The sequence below is a fragment of the Clostridium sp. TJA085 genome (assembly GCF_058310235.1).
The window spans coordinates 81,456-94,144 of sequence record NZ_JBZEEZ010000004.1 but is presented as its reverse complement, the minus strand read 5'-3'; the positions used below and the strand labels follow the sequence as shown (position 1 = coordinate 94,144).

Below are 12,689 nucleotides of genomic sequence, written 5' to 3'. Positions count from 1 at the left end.
TAAAGCTCACAGTTAAATGTGAGCTTATTTTTATAAATTCACTTAAATATTATATTATAAGTAAAATATAGTTTTATTTAAGTAGAGAAAAATGGAGTTAAGTTATATGAATAAAGAAAATAATATATTTAAAATTTCAAATTATGATAAATTTAAGTGTGTAGCTGATAAATGTAAATTTACATGTTGCGAAGGTTGGGATATAAGTATAGATAGTGTTACTTATGATAAATGGAAAAATGTAAAAGGTGATTCAACGTATATTTTAAAAAATGTAAAGAAAATTGATAATAAAAATATTTATTTAATAAAAAAATCTACTTATGAAGCATGTCCTTTTTTAGATAAAAAGGGGTTATGCTATATAGTTAAAAATTATGGGGAAGGATATTTATCTTCAACATGTCATATGTTTCCTAGAATACAGAATGTTTTTGATGATAGAAAAGAACTTTCATTATCTTGTTCTTGTCCTGAAGTAGTAGAAATAATAAGTGATATGGGGGGAAAAATAGATTTATATTCAGATAATGGTATTCAAATTGAAAATAATTTATTAGAATTTAAAATTAGAGAAACTTTAATTAATATTATAAAACAAGAAGATTTTAGTTTAGAATATAAGCTAATTATATGTTTTGAAATGTTGTCATCTATTTTAGAAGTTTCAAATTTAGATAATATTATATTAGAAGAAATAGAAAAATATAAAGATAAAGACTATATAGAGAATATTTTTTATAAATATAAAGAAATTACTTTAAATATAGATGAGTCAATTGAAGAAATTAATTATTTATTTTTAGATATTATACAAAATTATAAAGAAGTACCTATGTTTAATAAATTTTTACAACATATTTCATACTTTTCCGAAGAAGTTGAAATTAATGTACTTGCATCAAAATGGAAAGAATTTAAGATTTTATTTGATAAATATAATAATTTAATTGAAAATTGTATATTATCTAAAATTATTAGTAATTGTACAAAAGATAATGTTGAAGATACGGCAATATCTTTTCAAATGATTATTCTTAATTATTTATTTATAAGATATGCTGTATTTTTAAAATATTGTATTGATAATAAAGAGAAAATATATATTGAAGATGTAAAAGATTATATAGTTGTTTTTTCAAGAATTATTGAAAATAATGAAGAAGCAGTTAAAGAGTTTTTAGCTGATGGATTTGGTGATGTTATTTTAGAAGTAGGATATTTATGTTTTATATCTTTATTTTAATAAAATTTGTAAAAATAAAATATATTATAAATTTAAAAAAATAAAGTAAGTTTATTCTTATGTAAATTAATAAATTTAGTTTTAAAATAATAATATATAGAAAGAAATAATTTTTAAGGAGTAATAATGGAGGTTCTATATATTATTGGTATTATACTTTGTTTTGTATGTTATACAATAATATCAGTAACGTACATTAGACTTGCAATTATTTTAGAAATGCCAATACTTTTGATATTATTTGCATTAGTAGTTTTTGTATTTGTTAGGAATTTAATTAAAATATTAAAAGGAAAAAAGGAGAGCAAATACTTTAAGACAAAAGTAACTTTGGCAGGATTTATTGGAATAATATTATGTATAGTTATTCTTAATATATTATCTAATTATATTTAGTTTAAATGTTAAATAAAAGGGGCTGTTAAAACAGTCCCTTTATAATTTTTATTTAGTTTAAATATTTTTATAAGTTTAAATTAGATAAATAGTATTAAGAATAGTTCTATAAAATAAATGAATTCTATTTTTATATAGTTTTTATTATAATATTTCTAATACTTCAACTGTATAATTTTCTCCAGGAGCATTAACTTCAACTATGTCTCCTGCTTTTTTACCTGATAATGCTTTACCTAAATCAGATTCAATACTTATAAGCATATTTTCAGGGTCTAAATCCATTGTTGTTACAAGTGTTATTGTAACTTCATCACCATCTTCAACAAATTTAATTTTAGCTTTACTATTAATTCCAAGAGTTGACTTATCAATTTCGTCTTCATCTATTAAAGTAGCAGTTGAAATCATAGTCATTAAATATTGAATTCTATTATCGTTTTCTCTATAGTTTGCACAAGCCTCTTTATATTCAGCATTTTCTGATCTGTCACCATGGGCAGCAGCAACTAATTTTTCTTTAGCAATTTCAGCTCTTTTTACAGTCATTCTATATTCTAATTCATCTCTTAATTTTTTTATATTTTCCGCTGTTAGTTTATTATTCATAAAGTTTTAAACCTCCAAAATAATTTCTGTCAATACTAATAGTATATATAAGAAAATAAAAGAAAACAAATAAACTTAATATATCATATTAAAAACTTTTTTAAATTAATAAATAATTTATGTTATTTAGAATATATTTTAATGAATAATATTTAAATTAAGTAATTTTTAGGAGATAAATATGTCAAAAGTAATTAGTTTCATTAATCTTAAAGGAGGAGTTGGAAAAACAACATTATTAGTAGCAACAGCAGAAGTTTTAGCAGCACAGTATAAGAAAAAAGTTTTAGTTATAGATTTAGATCCACAAACAAATGCAACTGTACTACTTATTAGTCAAGATAGATGGAGTAAGGCTAATGAAAATAATAAAACAATACATCAATTATTTTTAGATAATATTGAAAATACTAAAGCATTTGATATTAATGAATCAATAATAAAAAATGTAAGTAATATAGGTGGAGGAATAGAAAATTTAGATATATTACCATCTAGTATAGATTTAATTGATATTTGTGATGATGTTTCATGGTTAAATAAAGAAAAAAATTCAATTTCAATATTAAAAAATGAACTTAAAAATTTAAAGAAAGAATATGATTATATATTAGTAGATTGTCCTCCAAATTTAGGGGCAATAACTATGTGTGGAATATATCTTAGTCAGTATTATATTATTCCTGTAATTGCTGATAGATTATCAACGTATGGTTTAAGTCAAGTAATAAAAAAGATTAATAAAAAGTCTAGAGAAATTAAGAGGATAGATAAAAATTATTCTATAGAAGGTCTTGGAGTTATAATAAACAGATTTAGAAATAATAAACCTTATACAACTATAAAAGAAGCGTTAAGTATACAAAGTAATAATGGTGATATACCAAAGTTATTTAATACAGTTATAGGAAATAGGTCAATTATATCAAATTTATCTAATTTTGATGAAAGTAAAAATACAATAAAGGGTAAATATGAGCGTGAATTTAATACAATAAACAGTTTTGTTAGAGAAATAATGGAAAGGTGTTAAAATATGAGTAGAAAAGGTATATTATATGAGATAAAAGAAAGATTATTAAATGGAGAAAAAAGAGAAGATTTAAATAATGAATATAATAAGTCTACAGTTTCAAGGGTATATAATAAATTAGAAAAAGAAGGTTTATTAAAAATAGGAGAAGAAGAAAGTTTTTATAATAATAAAGAAAAGGATATTTTAAATCTACTTAAAGAAGCTTTAAATTTAATTAATGATGGAGAAGAATATAAAATAGATATATCTATAAGTAAAAAAAATATGAAGGATTTAAAAAAAATAACAGATGAAAATGAGATGATAAATCCATTTATTTTATACAATAATTCTAGTAAAGAATTAATGGAAAAAGAACTTAAATCTAAAAGTAAAGATTCAATGATATGTATAATAAAAAAATATTTTAAATACAATAATAAAATGCTAAAAAAATCTAAAGATGAATTAGCAAAATATATTTGTTTAGAAGTTGAAAAAGTATTAAATATAGGAAAGTGTTTTAAATAATATATTTAAAGCTGATACTAAAAAACAGACAATTTTAAGTTGTCTGTTTTTATTTTAAAATTAAAATTACATTTTAGCAAAGCTTTATAAAAAATAGGTTAATATGGTAAAATTGTAATTGGTATATTGTAGGTAATTATTTAGGGGGATAAAAATGAGAAATTATAAGAGCTACATAAATGATTTACAAAAGTATAAAGATATTGACTTAATAAATACAAGTGGAATAATAAAAATAAATATTGGACAAGAAGATTCATATATAACTTATGGTAATTCTATAGCAAAGGCTTTTATAACTACATTAGTACAATTAGAGCATAATAATGGAATGAATAGAAAATTAAAAAAATTATATAATGATATAGGCGATTCAGGAGTTAGTGTAGATATATTAGAAATATTAGAATCTGATAAACTTAAAGAAAAGTCTAAAGAATATATAGAAAAGTTTGATCCAACTCTTAATTATCAAAGAACTAAAGAGGGATTTACAGAAGAACATAAAAAAAAGTTATCAAAATGTAAAAGAGGAGAAAAACATAATAGAGCAAAACTTACTGAAAAGGAGGCTAGAAAAATAAAGGTTTTAGCAACTCAAGGGAAAATGACATCAACAGAAATAGCAGAACATTTTAATATTAGTCCAGAACAAGTTAGAAAAATAAAATTAGGACTAGCATGGAGTCATATAAAAATAAAATAATATAGTAGAAGATAATTTTAGAAATATAAATTATCTTCTTTTTAATGTAATCAAACATAACAAATATTTATTTAAAAGAAAGATAAATAAAATTTTACTTATATTCATAATAATAAATGTAATATTAAACTAAGGATGTGTTTTTAGTGAATGAATTAATAGAAGAATTAGTTAATGATATAGAAGATAAAATAATAAATTATAGAAGGGATTTTCATAAGTTTCCTGAGATTGCATGGATGGAATTTAGAACAGCTTCTTTAATAGGTAAAGCCTTAATAGATATGGGATATGATGTTTATATAGGAAAAGAACTTATAAATGATAGGTATAGAATGAATATTCCTAATTTAGAATCTTTAGATGAAGGTTATAATAGGGCCATAAAACAAGGTGCATATAAAGAGCTTTCCAAAAGGATGAAAGGAGGGTATACAGCAGTAGTAGGAGTTTTAGAAAATGGAGAAGGCCCTACAATAGCCTTAAGATTTGATATCGATGCAGTTAAAGTAAGTGAAAGCAATGATAATTCTCATATACCTTTTAAGTATAGTTTTTCATCTGTAAATAATGGAGTAATGCATGCATGTGGACATGATGGGCACATTGCTATTGGGTTAGGAGTTGCAGAAGTTATTTCAAAGCTTAAAGATAAATTTAAAGGAAAAATAAAACTTATATTTCAACCAGCAGAAGAAGGGGTTAGTGGAGCACTTGCTGTATCAGAATCAAAAGTTTTAGATGATGTAGATTATTTAATTGGTGGTCATATTGGAATAAAAGCAAGAAAATCTAAAGAAATAGTATGTGGGACAGATGGTTTTTTAGCGACTACTAAAATTAATGCAGAATTTAAAGGAAAGGCTTCACATGCTGGTGTAGCTCCAGAAAAGGGACATAATGCATTACTTTCAGCTTCAACAGCAGTTTTAAATTTAGATGCAATACCAAGAAATAGTGAAGGAACTACTAGAATAAATGTTGGAAAATTAGTTGCTGGAAGTGGAAGAAATGTAATACCAGGACGAGCGTTTATGGAAATAGAAACTAGAGGTGAAACAACTGATCTAAATGAATATATGCAAGAATATGCAGAAAGAATTTTAAAATCTTCAGCAGATATGCATGATACACATGTTGATATTAAATGTGTAGGGAAATCAATAAGTGGAGAAAGTGATTATGAATTAATAAAAATAATTGAAAATATAGCAAAGGAAATAAATTATTATGAAAGTATAATTGAAAAAGAAGATTTTGGGGCTAGCGAAGATATATGTTATATGATGAAAAAAGTTCAAGAAAATGGAGGAAAAGCATCATATATTATGTTTGGTAGTGAACTTAGAGGAGAACATCATTCAGAAAAATTTGATTTTAATGAATTAGATATGATAAATGCAGTTAAAGTTTATTGTGGAATTATAATAAAGATACTTTCTGAAAAATGTTAGTAATTTATTTAATTAGAAGTATTATTGAGAAGAATATATTTAAGCTTAAATAAGGTTGTTTTACTAAAAAAAGCATATATGATACATTATAATAAATGGGATTAAAAAGTAATAAAGGACTTATTATATAATAAAAGCAAATAATGGATGTAGGTGAATTATGAATATTAAGAGAGAGGAAGTTCATTTAGCATTACAAGAAAGCTTCAAAAAATTAATATTAACACACAACTTTGAAAAAATAACAGTAAAAATGATTACTGATGGGGCGTCTCTTATTAGACCAACCTTTTATAATCATTACTCAGACAAATATGAGTTATTAGAAGAGATTTGTCATAATGATATATTTAGTGGAATTGAAATGCTTATTGAAAATAATATGCCAAAAGAAGCAATTTCTTATATGTTTACAAGAATTGAGAATAATAAAGAATTTTATTTTCAAGCTGTAAAAGTAACAGGACAAAATTCCTTTGAAGAAATTATGATTAAATATTCAACAAAAGTATTTTTGGAGTTGTTTAAAAAATGTAAAAAAAATTATAGCAATTTAAATGAAATATTTAATCCAAGTTATGTAGCAGAATATTATGCTAGGGGCTTAACATATTTAATAAATAAATGGATTGAAAATGGAATGAGTATACCAGCAAAAGAATTAGCAGAAAAATATGAAATTATATTAACTCAACCATTAGATAATATAATAGAAAATTTTATATAATTATATTAAATTTATACAATTTATATAATTTGTAAAAAGACAGCTACAAAGCTGTCTTTTTGTATATGTTTATAAGCATAAAAGTAAGATTGTACATTTAAAATGTTAAATAATTAGGTAAAATTGAATTATAAATTTATAAAATAAGGAGAGTTTTTACTTTTTTAAAAAGGGGGAAAAGGTCTATGTTAAGTCCAAAATACAAAGCAGAGCAATTAGTAATAAAGCAACTACTTAATTATTTAAGAAAAAATCCAGAAAAAAATCTAGGTAATATTGTTTCCTTAGTAAGAAAGTTTGATAACAAGGGTCTTTATAAAGAACAGTATGATGTTATAGAAGGATTTATAAAAGAAGAAAATAATAACTGGGTTAAGCTTATGAGCAAAATAGCAACTGAAGTAAATCCACATATAGTAGAAACAGTCTTTACAAACTTTTTATTAAATGCGGCTATTAGAGGATGTGAAGAAATAGATAAAAATATAGAAAAGTATGGTTATAGTATACCTTTTACTATATTAGTAGATCCAACTACAGCTTGTAATAAAAAATGTATAGGTTGTTGGGCTGCTGATTATAATAATGCATTAAATTTAAGTTATGATCAGTTAGATAAGTTATTTACTGAAGGAAAGGAACTTGGAATTTATTTTTATATTATGACAGGTGGCGAACCTTTAGTAAGAAAAGATGATATATTAAAGTTAGCTAAGAAGCATAATGACTGTGTTTTTATGATATTTACAAATGGAACACTTATAGATCAAAAATTCTGTGATGATTTATGTAAAGTTGGAAACATAGTTCCAACAATAAGTGTTGAAGGATTTGATGATGCAACAGACGGAAGAAGAGGAAAAGGTTCATGGGATGATATTATGAGAGCTATGGATCTTATGAAATCAAATCATGTACCTTTTGGTTTCTCAACATGCTTTACTACAGCAAATTGTGATAGTGTGTTATCAGATGAGTTTATAGATTTGATGATAGATAAGGGAGCATATTTTTCATGGTATTTTACATTTATGCCAATAGGATGTAAAACAGATACATCATTAATGGCAAATCCAGACCAAAGAGAAAAGTTATATAGAACTATAAGAGCTTGGCGTAATACTAAGCCAATATTTAACATGGATTTCTGGCATGATGCAGAATATGTAGGCGGATGTATAGCAGGAGGTAGAAGGTATTGTCATATCAACGCAAATGGTGATGTTGAACCATGTGTTTTCTGTCATTATTCAAGTGCAAATATTAAAGATGTATCATTAATAGAAGCTTTAGGACAACCTTTGTTCTTAGAATATCAAAAGAATCAACCATTTAATGAAAATCAATTTAGACCATGTCCAATATTAGATAATGCACCTAAGATTGCAGAAATGGTAAAGAATTCAGGAGCAAAATCAACAGAATTTATTGATCCAGAAGATGTTGATTCTTTATGTGAAAAGACAATAGAATACGGTAAAACTTGGGCAAAAAGAGCAGAGCCATTATGGAAAGAGAATATAGAGAATAAAAAGAAAAATAAGTAATAAATAAAAAAGGTGGTACAAGAATTTGTGCCACTTTTTATTTATTAAAATGAATATATAATTATTAAATAATACTATTAAAAATATAAATTTATATCAATATTGTATAAATTGACAAATTTATTTCATGAGTATAAAATTATAATAAAAATTTGATGTTGTTTCAGAAACTATAAATAAGACTGCATTTAAAATAACAAGAATGGGTCAATTAGTAGCAAAAGAAGCGTCAAAAAGATTAGATGTTCCATTTGGAATAGTTGATTTATCATTAGTTTCAACTCCAGCTGTTGGTAACTCAGTTGCACATATTTTAGAAGAAATGGGACTAGAAGTTGTAGGAACACACGGAACTACAGCAGTTAGGGTTATACCTGCACCAGGATGTAAAGTTGGTGATATGATTGAATTTGGAGGACTTTTAGGTAGAGCACTTGTTATGCCGGTTAATAAATATTCATCTTCATTATTTATTAAAAGAGGAGGAAGAATTCCAGCACCAATACATTCATTTAAAAATTAAGGGAGATGTTTATGTTAATAAGAAAATCAGCTTATGAAGATGTGAAAGTTATAATGAAAATTATAAAGTCAGCACAGAAAAGTTTAAAAATGCAAAATGTAGATCAATGGCAAAATGGGTATCCAAATGAAAAATCTATAGAAAGTGATATTTCAAATGATATAAGCTATGTTGTAATAAAAAATAATCAAGTTGCAGCAACACTTGCTATTTCATTCGATGGTGAAAAAACTTATGATGAAATTCATGATGGTAAATGGATTAGTAATGGAGAATTTTGTGTTATACATAGGATTGCTATAGATGAAAATTATAAGGGAAGTGGATTAGCTTCTGATATTATAAAATATGTAGAAAGTACTTCTTTAAATAGAGGAGTAAATAGTATAAAAATAGATACTCATGAGGACAATATAGCTATGCAAAAATTACTTAAGAAAAATGGCTTTAAATATTGTGGTATCATTTATTTAGAAGATAATAGTAAAAGAATAGCTTTTGAAAAATTATTTTAAATATGAAGAAATCAGTAAAACATATAAGGTTGTTTTACTGATTTTTTATAGTATCATAAGATAGCTGTTTATATTTAAGTGGAGGTATACCAACATGTTTTTTAAATATTTTGCTAAAATAATAATAGTCTTTATATCCAACTTTTTCAGCTATTTCGGAAATTTTTATTTCATTATTTTTGATTAATGACTTAGCTTTATCTATACGTCTTTTTGTTATATATTCAATTAAGCTTTCTCCAGTAATTTTTTTAAATGTAGAGCTTAGGTGAGATGAATTTATAAAAAATTTATTAGATAAATATTCTAAGTTTAGGTTTTCAGATGTATAATTTTTATCTATATAATTTTTAACTTTTGTTATAATTTTAGTAGAGTCATTAAGTTTAGTTGGCTTATTTATTGATATTATTTTATTGTAATAACTAATACAATATACTTTTATATCTTCTAGACTTTTGCTAGAATATAATAAATTATTTATTATGTAGTCCATATCTATTAATGATAAACTACTTTCATCTTTTAAAATTACAATATCTAAGGCTGTAAGGAAATATGATACTAATGTTTTTAAAGCATTTATATCTTTAAATTTTTCTATTTCATACATATAATATATAAGCTTAGATATAAGTTTATCTTTTGAATTTGTTCTAGCTAATAATTCAAAATCTAACTTTAAATTATTAGGAAGAGATAATGATTTATATTTTATTTCTTCAAATAAAAATATGCAATTTTTATTAAAAAATATTTTGGATGGAAATACTGTTAAACACTCAAATACTTTATCTTTTATTTTATTAGTTGAGGTACTAAAATAGCAGTAATCTACTAATTTTGTATTTATAAGGGATGAAAATAAATTTTTAATATTTTCAGAATAAGTGCAATCTAAAATTAATATTTTATTATATTTTGAAAGACCATATATTACATCATAACTTTTAAAATTATTATCTAAAAATTTATACAAGTCTATTATATAAGATGTTTTACTTAATTCTACTGAAACAACTACGTTTAAATTATCTTTAATAGTTAATGGAGAGTAATTTAAATTCAAGTCTTCACATAAAGAATCAATAATAAATTGATATTTCTTTTTTTCATTTATTTCATTTAAAGCTATTAAGTTTTTTTGTTCAGAATATATAATTGAAAAGCATTTTTCAATTGAATTATAAAGTTCATCTTTTTTTATTGGTTTTAATAAATATTCAATAATGTTGTATTGAATAGCTTGTCTTGCATATTCAAATTTTTCAAAGCCAGTTAAAAATATAATTTTAGTTTCATAGTATTCTTCTCTTAAAATTTTTACAAATTCAATTCCATTAATTAATGGCATTTGAATATCTACTATTGCAATATCTACATTATTGCTTTTAATTATTTCTAAAGCATCTAACCCGTTTGATGCTTCATAAATATTATCAAATTTAAATATACTATCCTTTAAGTATTTATTTATTTTAGCTCGTATTAAATATTCATCATCAACTAAAAGTATATTTATCATAAAAAGGTCTCCTTTCTATTTTTTATAAATTGCAGGAATAGTTATAATTATAGTAGTTCCTATGTTCTTTTTACTTATAATATTAAAGGTACAATTTTTATCATAAAATAAATTTAATCTTTCTATAGTATTTTTAACAGCAAATCCACCTTTTGAAGAGGAGACTATTTTACCTTCAATAACTCTTTTTAACTCACTTTCTGTCATTCCAATTCCGGTATCTTTTATAATTATTTTAATATTGTTCTTAAATTTTTCTATATTAATATTTATAAACCCTTTTGTTTTACTATTTTTAATTCCGTGATATATAGAGTTTTCAACTAGGGGCTGTAAAAGTAATTTAAGACAAGTAAAATTTTCAATAGATTTATCATAGTTTATTTTGTAATCAAAAATATCATAATATCTGTACTTCATAATTTTTAAGTAATTTTCAGTTAAAGATATTTCTTCTTTAATTGTAATGAATGTATTGCCTTTATTTAATATACTTCTATAAAATGTTGAAAGATTTTCTAGCATATTAACAGCTTCATCATTCTTTTCTAGCTCTATAAGAGCAGATATATTTTCAAGTGAATTATATAAAAAGTGGGGTTTTATTTGAAGTTGTATTAATTCAAATTCAAATTCCTTTTTCTTATTTTGTTCGTATTTGATTTTATCTAAAAGATTTTTAATATATACAATTAGATGATTAAATTTTTTAGATAAAATCCCAATTTCGTCTGATGATGTAATTTTTATTTCAGTAGACCAATTACCTTTCTCTACTTCAGCAATAGCATAATATAAGTTATGAATAGGTTTTATTATTGATTTTGAAATTAATTTTGATAGTATATAAGAACATAGAAGTCCTATAAATATTAAAATTATTAATGAAATTATAAGAGATTCTTTTTCATGGATTATATCTTCTAAATATATATCAGCAACTATATTCCAATTAAGTTTATTATTATATAACATAAGAGTTAATTTATCTTTCGATTTATCTTCAATAATTAAAAATGGATTATCCTTATTAGCAAATTTAATGTTAGGTATTTTTTTATATATATTATTTGTAATGTCTTCACTATTAGAAGAGGAAGTTATAAATCCATCATCATTTATTAAAAAGAAATTTATATAATTACTTTTGCCTTTATTGTTTGTATAATTTTCTGAAAGAAAGGTTTCTTTAATGAAAAGCTCTAAATATCCAATTAGTTTTCCTGTATTCATATCAAAAATTTGTCTTGATATATATAGATTTGGCTTTCCTTGTATATCTAATATTCCACCATACCATTTATTAAAATCAATAGTTATATGATTTGAATGTATTAGACTTATGAATTTGCTATTTGATTGCATTTTAAATCCGTTTGTAGAATGAAGGATAGCACCAGAAATAACAGAATCTTTATACATAATTTTATCTATTTCTCTTTGTAATTTTAAGATTTCTTCTTTAGTAGGATATATATTATTTAATGAGCATTTTTTCAGTATAGTTTGTACATCATTATCAACCATAAGATTTGTGGAGTTAGATTCTGCAAAATTTAAAGTTATTTCTGTTTGATTTGAAATTAATTCTAAAGTAGTTTTTTCTCTAGAAATTGAAGTGTTTTTTAGTGTCCTGTATGTAAAAAAATAAGAAGTAAAAATAATTAAAAATATAATTGAAATAGAAACAAAGAAAGAAAAGTAAAATACTTTATCTTTAATAGATTTAAACTTAATATTATTTAATTTATTTATAATCTTTTCTTTAATTTTATACTGATTCATAAAACCTCCTTAAAATTTTACAAAATATGTAAACTCTAAAAATAATACAACTAAATGAAAAATAATACATTTAAACCTATTATTGTAAATGTTATCATAAAATTAACCAA

The 12,689-nt window shown here is 23.2% G+C and carries 12 protein-coding genes and 1 pseudogene; 10 read left to right on the top strand and 3 right to left on the bottom strand.

Going from position 1 to position 12,689, the window contains the following annotated elements; genetic code table 11:
- Positions 1–106: 106 nt before the first annotated feature.
- Positions 107–1,246, top strand: coding sequence for a flagellin lysine-N-methylase (gene fliB, locus AC4FQW_RS10910; RefSeq protein WP_491149045.1), 1,140 nt, complete (start codon positions 107–109; stop codon positions 1,244–1,246).
- Positions 1,247–1,372: 126 nt separating this feature from the next.
- Positions 1,373–1,642, top strand: coding sequence for a hypothetical protein (locus AC4FQW_RS10905; protein WP_491149043.1), 270 nt, complete (start codon positions 1,373–1,375; stop codon positions 1,640–1,642).
- A 144-nt stretch (positions 1,643–1,786) separates the two neighbouring features.
- On the opposite strand, the gene AC4FQW_RS10900 is transcribed toward AC4FQW_RS10905, so the two are convergent.
- Positions 1,787–2,251, bottom strand: a complete 465-nt coding sequence (locus tag AC4FQW_RS10900) for a GreA/GreB family elongation factor (RefSeq protein WP_303131083.1) — start codon at positions 2,249–2,251, stop codon at positions 1,787–1,789.
- Between the two features lie 181 nt (positions 2,252–2,432).
- Between AC4FQW_RS10900 and AC4FQW_RS10895 the strand changes: the two genes are divergently transcribed.
- The 8 genes and pseudogenes from AC4FQW_RS10895 to AC4FQW_RS10860 all read left to right on the top strand — a co-directional run bounded on the left by AC4FQW_RS10895 (position 2,433) and on the right by AC4FQW_RS10860 (position 9,269).
- Positions 2,433–3,284: a ParA family protein gene (locus tag AC4FQW_RS10895; RefSeq protein ID WP_491149041.1), complete on the top strand. Its 852-nt coding sequence runs from the start codon at positions 2,433–2,435 to the stop codon at positions 3,282–3,284.
- Positions 3,285–3,287: 3 nt separating this feature from the next.
- Positions 3,288–3,797, top strand: a complete 510-nt coding sequence (locus AC4FQW_RS10890; protein ID WP_491149040.1) for a hypothetical protein — start codon at positions 3,288–3,290, stop codon at positions 3,795–3,797.
- Between the two features lie 154 nt (positions 3,798–3,951).
- A complete protein-coding gene (locus AC4FQW_RS10885) occupies positions 3,952–4,503 on the top strand; it encodes a hypothetical protein (RefSeq protein WP_491149038.1) in 552 nt (183 codons plus the stop codon).
- 146 nt (positions 4,504–4,649) lie between these two features.
- The gene (locus tag AC4FQW_RS10880) at positions 4,650–5,957 is read left to right on the top strand and encodes a M20 family metallo-hydrolase (RefSeq protein WP_491149037.1); all 1,308 of its coding nucleotides are present in this window, start codon (positions 4,650–4,652) and stop codon (positions 5,955–5,957) included.
- Positions 5,958–6,117: 160 nt separating this feature from the next.
- Complete coding sequence (locus AC4FQW_RS10875) at positions 6,118–6,684, top strand: TetR/AcrR family transcriptional regulator C-terminal domain-containing protein (RefSeq protein WP_303129548.1); 567 nt, start codon at positions 6,118–6,120, stop codon at positions 6,682–6,684.
- A gap of 185 nt (positions 6,685–6,869) precedes the next feature.
- Entirely contained in the window at positions 6,870–8,231 is a 1,362-nt protein-coding gene (locus tag AC4FQW_RS10870) for a radical SAM/SPASM domain-containing protein (protein WP_491149035.1), read from the top strand.
- A 151-nt stretch (positions 8,232–8,382) separates the two neighbouring features.
- A pseudogene (locus AC4FQW_RS10865) lies at positions 8,383–8,754 on the top strand (DUF711 family protein); the annotation flags it as partial.
- Between the two features lie 11 nt (positions 8,755–8,765).
- A complete protein-coding gene (locus tag AC4FQW_RS10860) occupies positions 8,766–9,269 on the top strand; it encodes a GNAT family N-acetyltransferase (protein WP_491149033.1) in 504 nt (167 codons plus the stop codon).
- 34 nt (positions 9,270–9,303) lie between these two features.
- Here the strand turns inward: AC4FQW_RS10860 and AC4FQW_RS10855 are convergent, their stop codons facing one another.
- Together AC4FQW_RS10855 and AC4FQW_RS10850 are read right to left on the bottom strand one after the other, a co-directional pair.
- Positions 9,304–10,794, bottom strand: a complete 1,491-nt coding sequence (locus AC4FQW_RS10855) for a response regulator transcription factor (RefSeq protein ID WP_491149031.1) — start codon at positions 10,792–10,794, stop codon at positions 9,304–9,306.
- Positions 10,795–10,809: 15 nt separating this feature from the next.
- Complete coding sequence (locus AC4FQW_RS10850; RefSeq protein ID WP_491149030.1) at positions 10,810–12,579, bottom strand: sensor histidine kinase; 1,770 nt, start codon at positions 12,577–12,579, stop codon at positions 10,810–10,812.
- Positions 12,580–12,689 lie beyond the last annotated feature (110 nt).